Genomic DNA, 13942 nt, shown 5'->3' on the forward strand with positions numbered 1-13942 from the left:
CGAATGGTAAACGGGTGGCGCGTTTCATGCGTCAAATCCGATATAGCTTCCGGCAAGGTTACCCGCCGGTTTCGAGACATGGTTGCCTGAAACTGAAACCGGCGATACTGCCGTTAACGATTGGAATTGCGTAGAAAGAATTAGAGCGGATAGTATGGTCTGGGAGAAGGAAATGGCGGGCATCATAACCGGCGAGGATGGCAGGGGACGCTGCTTCTGGCATGGCGGGCTGGAGGATTACCGCCGTTACCACGACGAGGAATGGGGCCGCCCGGTCACCGACGATATCCGTCTGTTCGAAAAGATCTGCCTCGAAGGGTTTCAGTCCGGCCTTTCCTGGCTGACGATCCTGCGCAAGCGCGAGAATTTTCGCGCGGGCTTTGCCGGCTTCGACTTTCACAAGGTGGCGGAATTCGGTGAGGCCGACATCGAGCGGCTGGTGGCGGATGCCGGTATCATCCGCCATCGCGGCAAGATCGTCTCTACCATCAACAATGCTCGCCGCGCCATCGAACTGCAGCAGGAATTCGGCTCGCTCGCCAAATTCTTCTGGAGTTTTGAACCCGGTGCCGACCAGCGCCCGGCTACGCGCGATCTCGAAACGCTGCGCGCCAATCCGACCACGCCGGTTTCCGTGGCGCTTTCGAAGAACCTCAAGAAACGCGGCTGGAGCTTTGTCGGCCCGACGACGATCTATGCCTTCATGCAGGCCATGGGCATGGTCAACGACCATATCGACGGCTGCTTCTGCCAGAGCGAGGTGGACGAGATGCGGCTGAGGTTCAAACGACCCTAATCCGAGGCCGAGGTGATGCCGTTCAGCACGCCGTGCAGCTCGCCCAGATGGTCGATCTGGCGAAAGCGCGGAGCATCGGTCGGCGCGTCGACGTGTTCAAGAACCCAGGTCAGTGCGTGGGGAACGAAGACGCCGTAAGCGCCGGCGGCAATTGCCGGCACGATGTCGGATTTCAATGAATTGCCGACCATCATCGCCCGTTCTGGCCCTTCTGCAACCTTGTGAAAGATGCGGCGATAGGTGGTGGCGTTCTTGTCCGAGACAATCTCAACGGCATCGAAGTAGTCGCCAAGGCCTGATTGCGCCAGCTTGCGCTCCTGGTCGAACAGGTCGCCCTTGGTGATCAGCACCAGCAGATAATGGCCGTTCAGCGCTTCAAGCGTCTCTTCCACATGCGGCATGCATTCCACCGGATGGCGCAAAAGGTCACGACCAATCTCGAGGATCTTGGTGATCGTTTTTGTCGGAACCTTGCCCTCGGTGATCTCGACGGCGGTCTCGATCATCGAAAGGGTGAAACCCTTGATACCGAAACCGTAATATTCGAGGTTTCGCTTTTCGGCTTCGAGCAGCTTGGCCGAAATATCCGGCCCCTCGGCAAAATCGCCGAGCAGCGTCTGAAAATGCTCTTCCGTCAGCCGGTAATATTGTTCGTTCTGCCAGAGCGTATCGTCGGCATCAAAGCCGATAGCGGTAATCGGGCGCATGTCCACTGCCTCCGGCCCTATCATATGGAGGAAGATCGACGCCGGGCAAGCGGCAAGCTTGCCCGGCGCCATCTCATTCAGCTCTTATTTTCCGTGCTGTTTCAGCCAGGCCTGCATGTCGGCGATCTCGGCCTCCTGCGCCTTGATCACTGCTTCCGCCAGCTTGCGCTGGGTCGGGTCCTTTCCGTATTCGAGTTCGATCTTGGCCATGTCGATCGCGCCCTGATGATGGGCGATCATTCCGCGGGCGAAATCGACATCCGCATCGCCGGAAAACTCGATCGCCATGCCCTGATGCATTTTTGCATTGGCGGCCTTGAAGGCTTTTGTCGAGGCGCTGTCTTCGGCCGACGCAGCATTCATCGTCATGCCAGCATGGCCTTTCATGTCGTGGCCCTTCATTTCCTGCGCAAATGCGCCGGAGAAGGACGTGTTGGCAAAGGCGAGCGTTATCGCAGCCGCGGCAATGATCGTGGTCTTGGACATGAGGTATCCTTCCGTGTCCTGAAATTCGTTATCGATGATATGACGAAAACGATCAGGCTCGGGGAGGAGGCGTCAGCGGCGCAGGGCCTGAAACGATCAGCGAAAGGCCGGTTTCCGGTGCGGGGTAACGGTGGATGAAACGGCCGCTATCGGCGAAGGTGATGTGCGGCGGCATCACCAGGCAGGCGGAGCAGAAAGGTGCGACGCAAATCTTCTTGCCGTCTTCGCTCTTGTGCGGGCAAGGCTGCTGTATCTCGCCATGCATGGGATCGGATTGCGCGATATCGCCATGCCCCGAATGGACCGGCATGGCGTGCTGCGACGTTGCTGGACCGGCGTTTATTGCTGCGCCAGCCATTGCCGCACCCGCCATAGGCATGACAGCCATAGCCGGCATCGCTCCGTAAAGGAGCCAGGCGGCAAACATCATGATGGTGGCGAGCTGTCTCATTGCAATGATTCTAAGCTTTGGGCGTTGGAAATCAAGCGAGGCCGGCATCACGTCACGCTGATCGGATGCGGTGACGGTTCAGACCGCGATCACCCGATGGATGGCCTGCCGGTCGCGGCCAATCTCGCCGAACGGCGCCACCGGCCAGTTCCACCGCCGTTTCGCCTCAGGCGCCGCAACGCCGCAGAGAAGGTCGTCCTCTTCAAGGATAGCCCCGTCGCGGTCGGTCACCTCATAGCTGATGTCCGTCAGCAGCGCCGTCTTGCAGGGCAGTTGCCCAAGTCCGTCGAGATGGGCGCGGATGAGTTGCGAGATGACTGCATCCGGATTTTCATGGCCGGATCGCTCCAGCAGCCGGCGACAGCCGACGCCGATCTGCGAGACGATATTGGCCGAGACGACGAGATCGAGATAGGGTACCTGCCGCAGAAACGCCAGCGGCTCCGGTGTCTTTCCAGACAGCGCATCCTCAAGCCCGGAAAGATCGCGCGAGATCAACCGGACATTGGTCAGCCGCTTTGCCCTGATCCATGTGCGGACGCTGGCGAGATGCACGAGATCGACCAGCACGACGGTATCGAAGCGTTTCGACAGTTCGACTATCGGCACATCGCGCAGCAGGCCGGAGCCGAGCACGACGGCGGTGCGCCGCTGTTTCATCGGCGCGATCGTCTCGCGGATAAAGGCATGGCAATTCTCTTCATGCGCCGCCCAGTCCTTCGTGCAACGCGCCGCCCGGCCCCAGAGGCCGAGAGAAGAGCGGATGAAGGGACGGAATTTTCGCGGCGTGACCAGAGCGGTCGCGGTATATTGGATGGCTTCGAGGATCATATGAATACAGGCAAAGACTAACGGTAGGCTTGGCGGCGGTGATCAACTTCCATCACCAGAACCACCAGTCGTTGATCCTGTATGTCGCAGATGATGCGATAGTCACCGACCTTGTAGCGCCAGAGATGTTTGAAACGAGGCCCCTGAAGGGCCTTGCCGAGTTGGCGGGGATTGTCGAGCGGCTTCACCCGGGTGTGCAGAAAATCTCGTATGCGAGCCGACTCTATATGGCCCATTTTCTTGAGCTGTTTGATCGCAGTCGCCTGAAAGTCAATCTTCCACGCCAACCTCGCGCTCCATCTCTTCCCAGGTGTAGGTGCGCTCGCCGTTTTTTAAGCGCTCCATCGCCGCCTCGGCGAGTGCGATGTCGTGCAAATCCTCCAGATGCTGCTCGATCACCTCGCGCATATAGGCATCCGGCGCGGAACCGGCTTCGGCCGCATATTCCTCTACGAGCTTCATCATCTCATCCGGCATTTCGATGGTGACACGCTTGTTCATGGTGATTAATCCTTCAGGTCGCCTGTATATACCATTGCGCTGCACTCTTCGCCAGCCGCCGCCCTTGCCGGGTGAGGCCTCATCCTCTAAGAAACCGCTCGTATTTTCGGCCTTTTCCGAAGGCCACAAAGCAATGGATATCGATCATGAGCGACAAGCAAAAGAAGCCCCAGAAACTCAAGGCCCGCCTGCCGCGCGGTTTTGTCGACCGCTCGGCTGCCGATATCCATGCGACCAACGAGATGACGGCGAAAATCCGCGAGGTCTATGAGCGCTACGGTTTCGATCCGGTCGAGACGCCGCTGTTCGAATATACCGATGCGCTGGGCAAGTTCCTGCCTGACTCTGACCGCCCCAACGAAGGCGTGTTTTCGCTGCAGGACGATGACGAGCAGTGGATGAGCCTGCGTTACGACCTGACGGCGCCGCTGGCCCGTCACGTGGCGGAGAATTTCAACGAGATCCAGCTGCCGTTCCGCACCTATCGCGCCGGTTATGTGTTCCGCAACGAAAAGCCCGGTCCGGGCCGTTTCCGCCAGTTCATGCAGTTCGATGCCGATACGGTCGGCGCGCCGGGCGTTCAGGCCGATGCCGAAATGTGCATGATGATGGCCGACACGATGGAAGCGCTCGGCATCAAGCGCGGCGACTATGTGATCCGCGTCAACAACCGCAAGGTTCTCGATGGCGTCATGGAAGCCATCGGTCTCGGCGGTGACGACAAGGCCGGCCAGCGCCTGAACGTGCTGCGCGCCATCGACAAGCTCGACAAGTTCGGCCCGGAAGGTGTGAAGCTGCTTCTCGGCGAAGGCCGCAAGGACGAGAGCGGTGACTTCACCAAGGGTGCGGGCCTGAATGCCGACCAGATCGACAAGGTTCTCTTCTTCGTCGGCATCAAGGACTATGCGCAAAGCGCTGCCCAGCTTGCCGAGCTCGTTGCCGGTACTGCCAATGGCGGCGAAGGCGTCGATGAACTGAACACGATCGGCGCTCTGGCGACCGGTGCCGGTTACGGCCCGGACCGCATCAAGATCGATCCTTCCGTCGTCCGCGGCCTCGAATATTACACCGGTCCGGTCTTCGAAGCCGAACTGACCTTCGACGTCACCAACGAGAAGGGTGAAAAGGTCGTCTTCGGCTCGGTCGGCGGTGGCGGGCGTTATGATGGTCTCGTCTCGCGCTTCATGGGGCAGCCGGTTCCGGCAACGGGCTTCTCCATCGGCGTATCGCGGCTGATGACGGCGCTGAAGAACCTCGGCAAGCTGGGGCAGGACGAGGTCCTGGCTCCCGTCCTCGTCACCGTCATGGATGGCGATGTGGAAAGCATGGGCCGTTACCAGCGTTTCACGCAGGCTCTTCGCTCCGAAGGCATCCGCGCCGAAATGTATCAGGGCAACTGGAAGAAGTTTGGCAACCAGCTGAAATATGCCGACCGCAGAGGTTGCCCGATCGCCATCATTCAGGGCGGTGATGAGCGCGCGGAAGGCGTCGTACAGTTGAAGGACCTGATCGAGGGCAAGCGCCTGTCTGGTGAGATCGAGGACAACGCTTCGTGGCGCGAGGCGCGTGTGGCTCAGGAAACTGTGTCGGAAGCCGATCTTGTTGCCAAGGTGAAGGATATTCTCGCGGCTCAGGCCGAAGATCGCAGGCGGGCGAAGGATGTTTGATCGCGTTTCCTGTGTTTCGGGAGCTCTCCCATGCCTCTGATCAACATGCCCGAATTTTCAGGCACCCTGCTCGATGAATTCGCTGCCCGCGGTACCGCGCGGATCGACACACCGGTCATCCAGCCGGCAGCGCCGTTCCTCGACATGGCGGGCGAAGACCTGCGCCGGCGTATTTTCCTCACCGAAAGCGAGACGGGCGAGAGCCTCTGCCTTCGGCCGGAATTCACCATTCCCGTCTGCCTGCGCCATATCGCCAATGCCACCGGCACGCCGCGGCGGTACTGTTATCTCGGCGAAGTGTTCCGCCAGCGCCGCGAGGGTGACAACGAGTTCTATCAGGCCGGTATCGAGGATCTGGGCGAGACCGCGACGGCCAATGCCGATGCGCGCGCCGTCAACGATGCGATGCAGATCCTGCACAACCTCATTCCCGGCCGCCGCCTGACGGTAACGCTCGGTGACCAGGCGGTCTTCGAGGCGGTCGTTCGTGCGCTTGGCCTGCCCGGCGGCTGGCAGAAACGGCTGATCCAGTCCTTCGGCAACAATGCCCATCTGCGGCACCTGCTGATGACGCTGGCGAGCCCGCAGGCTGAAACGGGTCTGTCACCAGAGCTTGCCGCGCTTCTGAGCCAGGACGAGGCGGCGCTGATCGCCCATATCGACCGGACCATGGAAGAGACGGGGTACTCCACCAATGCCAGCCGTTCGCCGCGCGAAATCGCGGCCCGGCTGAAGGAAAAGCAATCGCTGGCCGAAACCAGGCTCGATGGCTCGGCGCTTCTTCTCCTGAGCGAATTCCTGTCGCTGGAAATGTCGCTTTCCGAGGCTCCCGCAGCACTGGCCGGTTTCGCCGATGCGGCGGGGCTTGCCATGGGGGCGGCACTCGTGACGTTTCAGGCACGCGCGGAGGCCATGGCCGATCTCGGTGTCGACCTGACCAAGGTGACCTACCGCGCCGCATTCGGCCGTCCGCTCGATTATTACACCGGGCTCGTCTTCGAAGTCAGCCGCGACAACGCGGTTCTGGCCGGTGGCGGGCGTTTTGACCGGCTGATGACGCTTCTCGGTGCGAACGAAGATATTCCGGCCGTGGGCTTCTCGCTCTGGCTCGACCGGATCGAACAGGCGAGGGCGCGCTGATGTCTATGATTACCATCGCTCTCCCCTCCAAGGGCCGCATGAAGGAAGATGCGTCCGCAATCTTCGAGCGCGCCGGCATGCCGATCGTTGCCGTTGGTAACGAGCGCTCCTATCGCGGCAAGGTCGACGGTCACGACGATATCGAGATCGCCTTCCTGTCTGCCTCCGAGATTGCCCGCGAAATCGGTGCCGGAACGGTCGATTTCGGCGTGACCGGTGAAGACCTGATCCGCGAAGGTTTGGCAGATGCCGACCGTAAGGTCGAAATTTCGGCCCGCCTCGGCTTCGGTCATGCGGATGTCGTCGTCGCCGTGCCGGAGATCTGGCTCGATGTCGACACGATGGCGGATCTCGGTGACGTTGCCGCCGACTTCCGCTCGCGCCATGGCCGCCGTCTGCAGATCGCCACCAAATACTGGCGGCTGACGCAGCAGCATTTTTCGGGAAGCCACGGCATCCAGCTCTATCGCATCGTCGAAAGCCTTGGCGCCACCGAAGGAGCGCCTGCCGCGGGACAGGCGGATATCATCGTCGACATCACCTCGACCGGCTCGACGCTGAAGGCCAATCACCTGAAGATCCTGTCCGATGGCGTGATCCTGAAGTCGGAAGCCTGCCTTGTTCGCGCCCGCAAGGCCGAGCACGAAGGCGACGACCGTATCGCGGCGATCGTCGAGGCAGTCCGCAAGGCCGTGTGATCAGGATGTCAGGCGCGGACGCCAACATTATCGGGCTTTATGAACGCCACGCGCTCGCCTTCGACAAGGTGCGCGGTCGCAACCTGTTCGAACGGCCGTGGCTCGATCATTTTACCGGGCTTATCCCGCAGCGCGGGCATGTGCTGGATCTCGGTTGCGGGGCGGCCGAGCCGATGGCTGCACATCTGATCAGCAGAGGTTTTCACGTCACCGGTGTCGATACGTCGAAGACGCTGATCGGGCTGGCGCGCGAGCGGTTTCCGGGCATGGCCTGGCATGAAGACGACATGCGGAAGTTCTACATACCGACCAAGTTTTCCGGCATCCTTGCGTGGCACAGCTTCTTTCACCTGAATGCCGATGACCAGCGGGCGATGTTTCCGCGCTTCGGCGCGCTTGCCGGTCCGGGTGCTGCGCTGATGTTTACCAGCGGTCATTTCGAAGGCGAGGCGATGGGCGAGTTCGGCGGCGAGCCGCTTTACCATGCCAGCCTGTCAAAGGCCGAATATGAGGCGCTGCTGCAGAAGAACGGCTTTAGGGTGGTCGCCCAGATCTCGCAGGATCCTGCCTGCGGCGGCGCGACCGTCTGGCTCGCCAAAAATATCCGCCGCTAGAACAGTCCTTTATTCAGACAATAAAAAACCCGCCGGATGTTGGTCCGGCGGGAATGTCTTGGCAGGGATTTGATAATTGTTAGGCGGCAATTGCGACGGAACCGCGGCGGGCGTCGATGGAATATGCGCCCGGGCCGAAGGTTGCGAGCAGGATGTATGCGCCGGCCAGTGTGAAATTCTTCATCAGCATGATGCCGTTAAGGGCGTTGATCCAGCCGAGAGCCGCATCAGGCCAGCCGGGAACGGCAACGGTACCCGAATGGAAGACGGCACCGGTGAAGATGCAGAAGAGTGCAAGCGCCCAGCCGACGATTTTGGTCTGGAAGCCGACGAGAACGGCAAGACCGGTGACGAATTCGAACAGGCCGGCGAGATAAGCCAGAGCCGTGGCAGCAGGCAGGCCGGCGCCGGTGATCATGCCGGCGGTGCCTGCCGGATCGGTCAGTTTGCCGAAGCCGGAATAGATGAAGATGAAGGACAAGAGGATACGGGCGATCAGGACGATGGTGTTTTGCGAGCTAGACATGGAAGTCTCCAGATATTCGCCAGCTCCGGTCTTTCGGGCCAGCGGTTGAATTCTCTGGAGCTGTATGTGCCACGTTTATCGGTGCCCCGAAAGGTGAACGAAGGTGGACAAATTGTTCGCTAAAAATGAACGACAACGACAAGGCTCGGCGCGGGATGTGAAACAGGGGAGAGGCCGCGCAAATGCGGAATCGGGATATAGGTTTGTATGGCGTTGCAATTGCGCGGCCTGGCATATTGGTTGATGTCCTGCCGGTTTCCCTCGATTTCTTCCTTTCATGAGGATGGGTCGGCTTGCGGACATGCCTTGCATGCCGCAGGCGTGACTGCGACAGGCTTATGCCAGCTTCCGCCTGCCCACGAACGTCTCGCGAAACACTCCGGTGGCGAAAGCGACATGATTATGTGACCGCCATTCGCTGCGGGGATGAAGGGGCGCGAAATTCACGCCATCATCCTGATTTTACTGGGATCAATGAGACAAAGCTTCCCCGTCCGATTGCCGCGCCATTGCATTTGCGGGACGAAAGACTACGTGGCGAGCACACAGCTTGATAGATTCGCTTTCCTGCTCCATCCTTGCGCCCTGTCTTCGCATTGCGATCATGGGAGGGAGTGAGGGATGACCTTCGAATATCTGGTGACGGCGTTCATAATATGCCTCTCGCCTGGCATCGGTGTCGTTTACACGCTGTCATCGACACTTGGCGGCGGATTGAAGGCGGGTTTCTGGGCTGCGATCGGCTGCACGATTGCGACGGTCATTCATCTGGTCGTCGCCATGGCCGGTCTTGCCGCTATTCTCCACACGAGCGCGGTTCTGTTCCAGGCGATCAAATTCGCTGGCGTCGCTTATCTGCTCTGGATGGCCTGGGCGGTTTTGAAAGGGCGAGGCGGGCTGTCGGTGCGCCCAACGGAACCGAAATCCCCGCTGCAGCTCATCCGTAGCGGCATTCTGCTGAATATACTGAACCCGAAACTGCCATTGTTCTTCGTCGCCTTCATCCCGCAATTCGTACCCGCTGGAAGCCCGGTTGGGCTGTTGATCGAACTTGGTCTCGGCTTCACCGCGATGACCTTCATCGTGTTTATCGGTTATGCCGTGATTGCCGCGACCGGGCGGCAATATCTGCTGCAGAGTGAAACCGCGATGAGCTGGATGCGCCGCGCCTTCGCCGCATCCTTTGCCGCACTTGGATTGAAGCTTGCGACCGAAGGAACGCGATAGCTTCAGAACTCCTGCCAATTATCCCCTGCAGCGCTGGGCGCGAGCCCCAGTCCTGCTGCCAGTTTTCCGGCCAGCGACCGTGCGGGCGAGGGGTGAACCTGACGGGCGGGCGCTGTCGGTGAGACGGCGCGCACAGCCGGGGCCGTTGCGATCGGAGCATCCGCACCGAGATCGAAGCGGGACACCAGCACACGCAGCCGCTCCGCTTCACCGGCAAGTGCCACGCTGGCGCTGTTTGCCTCTTCCACCATGGCGGCATTCTGCTGCGTGACCTGGTCCATCTGGTTGACCGCGACATTCACCTGCGACATGCCGACCGACTGTTCCTTCGATGATGTGGCAATCGCATCCAGCTGGCTATTGATCGCCGAGACATGATTGCGGATGCCGGCAAGCGCAATACCGGTGGCGCTGACCAGCGAAACGCCGCTTCTGACCTCATCGGCCGAGTTGCGGATCAGCTCCTTGATCTCCTTTGCCGCCTGGGCCGAGCGCTGGGCGAGTTCGCGCACTTCCTGGGCGACCACGGCAAATCCCTTGCCCGCTTCACCTGCGCGCGCGGCCTCCACACCCGCATTCAGCGCCAGAAGATTGGTCTGGAAGGCGATCTCGTCAATCACCCCGATAATGCTGGAAATCTGTTCCGACGACTGTTCGATCTTCTGCATCGCATTGACCGCCTTCGCGACCACCTCACCCGATTGCAGCGCCGATTGATTGGCTTCCACGGCCATTCCGCGCGCCTCTTCCGTGCGGTTAGAGGAATTGGCAACATTCGAGGTGATCTCGTCGAGTGCTGCTGCGGTTTCCTCCAGCGAGGCGGCTTGCTGTTCTGTTCTGCGGGAAAGATCGGCGGCGCTCTGTGAAAGTTCGCGCGAACCGCTGTCGATCGCGCCGGTGGCGTCTGAAACAGCCTGCATTGTGTCACGCAACTGCGCCACGGCGGAATTGAAATCCGATCGAAGGCCTTCGAAATCCGGGCTGAACGGCCGGTTAAGCGTGACTGCCAGATTACCGCTGGAAAGCTGCTTCAGCCCCTCTGCCAGCCCTTCCGTCGCCTGCGCCATGTTTGCTGCCCGCACCCGGTCGGCTTCAGCGTTGCGCTGGCGCTCCGCATCCTGGGCGCTGCGGTTGTCTTGCGCCTGCTGTTCCATTTCGCGGGCGCGCAGGCCGTTATCCTTGAATACCTGCACCGCACCAGCCATCTGGCCCACCTCGTCGCGGCGATCGACGCCGTCGATCGTCACCGAAAGATTGCCGTTGGCCAAGTTGACCATCGTTGCCTGCAACTGCTTGATCGGCCGCACCAGCCAGCTGCGAATGGCAAAGAACCCGACCGACAGCACGACGACAAGACCGAGAAGGACGCCGCCAAGCGTAGTCAATGCTGTGGTATTGGCAGCACTGCCGAGAGTTTCGGCCTTGCCCGATACGCCATTGATGATCGTATCGGTGATTTTCGTCGACGTTTCGGCAAATGCGGCGAACTGCGGCTGGCAGCCGGTCAGGAAAGCCTCCTGCGATGCCTGTATCTCGCCCTCTGTCTTTGCGACCTCGCCGAGCCTGATTGCCGGTGCGCAGGATTGCTGAAGGATCGAAAGGCCGGCAGCCTTCAGCGCATGCAGATCCCGGTTATCAGAAAGAATGCCGATCGCCGCGTCCATCCGCTCGGCAAATCCCGCCTGCGCATGCTGCAGTTCCGCGGTCGCGGCCGCATTGCCTTCCGGCGTGCGCGACATCAAAAGATCACCTATCGCCGCCCGAGCCATCTGGATCGACCGGTTGGCACGCGCCACCGAAAGTGATGCCGTACTCTCCTTGTGCAGAAGATCGCCATAGGACCCGTTGATCTCATAGATGCGTGAACTGCTGTAACCCGCAATGGCTATGGCGAAGATACCAAACAGCGCCATGATGGCCATGAACTTGCCGACGATCGAGATGTGCTTCATCGAAATGCCCCGTGTGCAGAGAGTGCGTCGAGGCCAGGGTAGCGGCAGGTCTTTATGATTAAGTATCGGCTAATGTAATATTTTATACCTGTCTAAAATTATACTCGCACAGGTGGTGCCGTCGAATTTCATTTGGACCTTGGTTGCAGCATGCTTCTGCCTCCGAGAAGCGAATGTATTCATAGGGGGCAGGCGGTCTCAGTAGTTCGCGACCATCGTCGGTTCGAAATCCGGGACGACATTGAGCATCGGCGCTGCGCGCGCAACGATCTGCTTTACCATCGGCGCTGCCGTATTGGTGGCAAAAGTACTCGTCGTGCCTTCGCCCGAAAGCGGCTCGTCGCAGAAGGACAAAACGACATATTGCGGGTGATCGATCGGGAAGGCCGCCAGATAGGCGTTGAAGCTCAGCGTGTGGGAATATTTGCCGTTGATGACCTTGTTTGCTGTTCCCGTCTTGCCGCCGACATGGAAGCCGGGAACGTCGGCGCTTTTGCCCGAGCCCTCTTCGCCGTTGAGCTTGAACAGGGTGCGGATCGTATCGCTCGTGCTCGGCTTGACGATCCTCACCGCGGTCTGTTCGGCAGCCTCTGCCGTGCGCGGCAGGAAGGTCGGCTCGATCAGCTCGCCGCCATTGACGAGGGCCGCGCCCGCAACTGCCGTCTGCAGTGGCGTGGTCGCCACGCCATGGCCGAAGGAGATGGTGATGGCGTTGATCTTCTTCCACACTTTCGGCTGGCTCGGCGTCTTCACTTCCGGCAGTTCGGTTTCCATCCGTGTCAAAAGCCCGAACCGGGTGAGATAGGCTTTCTGGTTATCCATGCCGACCCGGTCCATCATCTTCGCCGTGCCGATATTGGAGGAGTAGCGGAAGACCTCCGGTACTGTCAGCCAGCGGCGCGGCACGTCGCGGTCGTCATGAATGGTGAAGCGGCCGAAATGAAGCGGCGTCGTGGCGTCGAACGTATCGGAGAGTTTTGTCACGCCGGAATCGAGCGCCATCGCCATCGAAAAGGTCTTGAAGGTCGAGCCCATTTCGAACGTGCCGTTGGTCATCCGGTTCAGCCAGCCGTCTCCGCCATCGGCCTGCGGATCGTTCGGATCGAAATCGGGTGCGGAGGCAAGCGCCAGCACTTCGCCGGTGTGAATGTCGATGACGGCCGCACCGGCAGCCTTGCTCTTGTATTCGCTCATCGCGTGGCGAACCGCGTCATAGACGATATTCTGCACCCGGATATCGAGCGAAAGGCGGATCGGCTTCAACGCTTCTTCGGTGGTCAGCCCGACGCTCTTCAGGTCGGAAAGCCCCTGCATGTCGAGATACTTTTCCATGCCGGCGACGCCGCGATTGTCAATATCGACATAACCGAGCACATGCGCCGCGATGCGCCCATCCGGATAGAACCGCTTCACCTCCGGACGAAAGCCGATGGCGGGGATGCCGAGTTTCAACACTTCGCTCTGCTGCTTCGGCGTCAGCTGGCGGCGAACCCAGATGAATTTCTGGCGCTTGTCGGAAAGCTTGGCATAAAGCGACTTGCGATCGAGATCCGGAAAAAGGGCCGAGATTTTCTCCACCGTCTCATCGAGATCGACGATGCGGAAAGGTTCGGCAAACATCGAAACGGTGTGGATGTCTGTCGCCAGAAGCTCGCCATTGCGATCGGTAATGTCCGGACGCGCCGCGATATTGTTATTGGCGGGAATGGATGCGGTCGCCTCTGCCGGGCTGAAGCCGTATTCGGTCATCCGGGCAAACATCGCGCAATAGGCAAGGATGAAACAGGTCGACAGGATGACGAGGCGGGATCTCGCCTGCTTCGCACTGCCCGGCGCCTTCCGCTTTGCTTTGGCTGAGCGTTTTGCAGAGATCAGCGTTTTCACGCGACCGCTCTTGCGAAGGGAAAAGGCGATAACTGACATGAAGGTCTTCTGCTCTCAGGCGGAAGATCATCGACCACCGTGCCGACGATTGTCTAGGTTCGGATGGTTAACGACACGCTAATATCGCGCGCCGAACCGATCACGAAAACGCACATTCGGTGCCCGGGAGGGGCCACCGAATGCCTGGCCATCACAGGCTCAAGTCCAGACCGAGCTGACTGCTGAGGAAAAATGCGAAGACTGCCAAGGCCAACACCGCCAGCGCAAAAACTGCCGCTACCTTGCCGCCCGTGCGTACCAACGCCAGCGTCTCACCCTTTTCACCCTGATCATAATGCCACTTGATGGCGAAGAACATGGCCAAGCCCAAAGCGACAGCTTTGAAGATGACGAAGACGACAGGGACCCAATCCATGACAAAGGCTCTCATTTGCATAAGCTATGTGCCTTATGCTCCCATTT

At 59.9% G+C, this 13942-nt stretch carries 16 protein-coding genes; 6 read left to right on the top strand and 10 right to left on the bottom strand.

The features are described from left to right. Positions 1-172 precede the first annotated feature (172 nt). Positions 173-796 (top strand): DNA-3-methyladenine glycosylase I, encoded by a 624-nt coding sequence (locus tag ACI3K0_RS05790; protein WP_183823162.1) that lies wholly within the window; start codon positions 173-175, stop codon positions 794-796. Here the strand turns inward: ACI3K0_RS05790 and ACI3K0_RS05795 are convergent. From ACI3K0_RS05795 to ACI3K0_RS05820, 6 genes are all read right to left on the bottom strand, one after another. Beyond that, entirely contained in the window at positions 793-1509 is a 717-nt protein-coding gene (locus tag ACI3K0_RS05795; RefSeq protein ID WP_183824092.1) for an HAD family hydrolase, read from the bottom strand. The genes ACI3K0_RS05790 and ACI3K0_RS05795 overlap by 4 nt on opposite strands. Before the next feature lie 78 nt (positions 1510-1587). Beyond that, positions 1588-1989, bottom strand: coding sequence for a DUF305 domain-containing protein (locus ACI3K0_RS05800; RefSeq protein WP_183823160.1), 402 nt, complete (start codon positions 1987-1989; stop codon positions 1588-1590). Between the two features lie 52 nt (positions 1990-2041). Then, the gene (locus ACI3K0_RS05805; RefSeq protein WP_183823158.1) at positions 2042-2440 is read right to left on the bottom strand and encodes a hypothetical protein; all 399 of its coding nucleotides are present in this window, start codon (positions 2438-2440) and stop codon (positions 2042-2044) included. A 78-nt stretch (positions 2441-2518) separates the two neighbouring features. Beyond that, a complete protein-coding gene (locus ACI3K0_RS05810) occupies positions 2519-3271 on the bottom strand; it encodes a hypothetical protein (protein WP_183823156.1) in 753 nt (250 codons plus the stop codon). A gap of 17 nt (positions 3272-3288) precedes the next feature. After that, positions 3289-3558 (bottom strand): type II toxin-antitoxin system RelE/ParE family toxin, encoded by a 270-nt coding sequence (locus ACI3K0_RS05815; RefSeq protein ID WP_183823154.1) that lies wholly within the window; start codon positions 3556-3558, stop codon positions 3289-3291. Beyond that, positions 3542-3772, bottom strand: a complete 231-nt coding sequence (locus ACI3K0_RS05820; protein ID WP_183823152.1) for a DUF6290 family protein — start codon at positions 3770-3772, stop codon at positions 3542-3544. Before ACI3K0_RS05820 ends, ACI3K0_RS05815 begins: the two co-directional genes overlap by 17 nt. A 146-nt stretch (positions 3773-3918) precedes the next feature. Between ACI3K0_RS05820 and hisS the strand changes: the two genes are divergently transcribed. From hisS to ACI3K0_RS05840, 4 genes are read left to right on the top strand one after another with little or no spacing between them, the layout of a single operon-like run. Then, positions 3919-5439 carry a histidine--tRNA ligase gene (gene hisS / locus ACI3K0_RS05825; protein ID WP_183823150.1) on the top strand — a complete coding sequence of 507 codons (1521 nt, stop codon included), beginning with the start codon at positions 3919-3921 and terminating at the stop codon, positions 5437-5439. 30 nt (positions 5440-5469) lie between these two features. Further along, positions 5470-6579, top strand: coding sequence for an ATP phosphoribosyltransferase regulatory subunit (locus ACI3K0_RS05830; protein WP_183823148.1), 1110 nt, complete (start codon positions 5470-5472; stop codon positions 6577-6579). Between the two features lie 5 nt (positions 6580-6584). Next, positions 6585-7277 carry an ATP phosphoribosyltransferase gene (gene hisG, locus ACI3K0_RS05835; protein ID WP_183824090.1) on the top strand — a complete coding sequence of 231 codons (693 nt, stop codon included), beginning with the start codon at positions 6585-6587 and terminating at the stop codon, positions 7275-7277. A 5-nt stretch (positions 7278-7282) separates the two neighbouring features. Further along, positions 7283-7891: a class I SAM-dependent methyltransferase gene (locus ACI3K0_RS05840; protein ID WP_183823146.1), complete on the top strand. Its 609-nt coding sequence runs from the start codon at positions 7283-7285 to the stop codon at positions 7889-7891. Positions 7892-7970: 79 nt separating this feature from the next. On the opposite strand, the gene ACI3K0_RS05845 is transcribed toward ACI3K0_RS05840, so the two are convergent. Continuing rightward, a complete protein-coding gene (locus ACI3K0_RS05845; protein ID WP_148147367.1) occupies positions 7971-8417 on the bottom strand; it encodes a DoxX family protein in 447 nt (148 codons plus the stop codon). 621 nt (positions 8418-9038) lie between these two features. Here ACI3K0_RS05845 and ACI3K0_RS05850 point away from each other — a divergent pair. Further along, positions 9039-9644 carry a LysE family translocator gene (locus tag ACI3K0_RS05850; RefSeq protein WP_148147366.1) on the top strand — a complete coding sequence of 202 codons (606 nt, stop codon included), beginning with the start codon at positions 9039-9041 and terminating at the stop codon, positions 9642-9644. A 2-nt stretch (positions 9645-9646) separates the two neighbouring features. Here ACI3K0_RS05850 and ACI3K0_RS05855 read toward each other — a convergent pair whose 3' ends face one another. From ACI3K0_RS05855 to ACI3K0_RS05865, 3 genes are all read right to left on the bottom strand, one after another. Continuing rightward, complete coding sequence (locus tag ACI3K0_RS05855; protein ID WP_404945128.1) at positions 9647-11596, bottom strand: methyl-accepting chemotaxis protein; 1950 nt, start codon at positions 11594-11596, stop codon at positions 9647-9649. A gap of 198 nt (positions 11597-11794) precedes the next feature. Next, positions 11795-13519 carry a penicillin-binding protein 2 gene (locus ACI3K0_RS05860; RefSeq protein WP_148147364.1) on the bottom strand — a complete coding sequence of 575 codons (1725 nt, stop codon included), beginning with the start codon at positions 13517-13519 and terminating at the stop codon, positions 11795-11797. A 151-nt stretch (positions 13520-13670) separates the two neighbouring features. After that, complete coding sequence (locus ACI3K0_RS05865; RefSeq protein ID WP_183823142.1) at positions 13671-13895, bottom strand: hypothetical protein; 225 nt, start codon at positions 13893-13895, stop codon at positions 13671-13673. Between the last annotated feature and the right edge of the window lie 47 nt (positions 13896-13942).

The organism is Rhizobium sp. ZW T2_16 (assembly GCF_044987325.1).
Classification (GTDB): domain Bacteria; phylum Pseudomonadota; class Alphaproteobacteria; order Rhizobiales; family Rhizobiaceae; genus Neorhizobium; species Neorhizobium cellulosilyticum.

Excerpts from the sequence above, each read along its gene's own strand:
- ACI3K0_RS05790 (WP_183823162.1), top strand. The coding sequence starts at position 173 with ATGGCGGGCATCATAACCGGCGAGGATGGCAGGGGACGCTGCTTCTGG.
- ACI3K0_RS05800 (WP_183823160.1), bottom strand. The coding sequence starts at position 1,989 with ATGTCCAAGACCACGATCATTGCCGCGGCTGCGATAACGCTCGCCTTT.
- ACI3K0_RS05805 (WP_183823158.1), bottom strand. The coding sequence starts at position 2,440 with ATGAGACAGCTCGCCACCATCATGATGTTTGCCGCCTGGCTCCTTTAC.
- ACI3K0_RS05810 (WP_183823156.1), bottom strand. The coding sequence starts at position 3,271 with ATGATCCTCGAAGCCATCCAATATACCGCGACCGCTCTGGTCACGCCG.
- ACI3K0_RS05820 (WP_183823152.1), bottom strand. The coding sequence starts at position 3,772 with ATGAACAAGCGTGTCACCATCGAAATGCCGGATGAGATGATGAAGCTC.
- hisS (WP_183823150.1), top strand. The coding sequence starts at position 3,919 with ATGAGCGACAAGCAAAAGAAGCCCCAGAAACTCAAGGCCCGCCTGCCG.
- ACI3K0_RS05830 (WP_183823148.1), top strand. The coding sequence starts at position 5,470 with ATGCCTCTGATCAACATGCCCGAATTTTCAGGCACCCTGCTCGATGAA.
- hisG (WP_183824090.1), top strand. The coding sequence starts at position 6,585 with ATGATTACCATCGCTCTCCCCTCCAAGGGCCGCATGAAGGAAGATGCG.
- ACI3K0_RS05840 (WP_183823146.1), top strand. The coding sequence starts at position 7,283 with ATGTCAGGCGCGGACGCCAACATTATCGGGCTTTATGAACGCCACGCG.
- ACI3K0_RS05845 (WP_148147367.1), bottom strand. The coding sequence starts at position 8,417 with ATGTCTAGCTCGCAAAACACCATCGTCCTGATCGCCCGTATCCTCTTG.
- ACI3K0_RS05850 (WP_148147366.1), top strand. The coding sequence starts at position 9,039 with ATGACCTTCGAATATCTGGTGACGGCGTTCATAATATGCCTCTCGCCT.
- ACI3K0_RS05855 (WP_404945128.1), bottom strand. The coding sequence starts at position 11,596 with ATGAAGCACATCTCGATCGTCGGCAAGTTCATGGCCATCATGGCGCTG.
- ACI3K0_RS05860 (WP_148147364.1), bottom strand. The coding sequence starts at position 13,519 with ATGTCAGTTATCGCCTTTTCCCTTCGCAAGAGCGGTCGCGTGAAAACG.
- ACI3K0_RS05865 (WP_183823142.1), bottom strand. The coding sequence starts at position 13,895 with ATGGATTGGGTCCCTGTCGTCTTCGTCATCTTCAAAGCTGTCGCTTTG.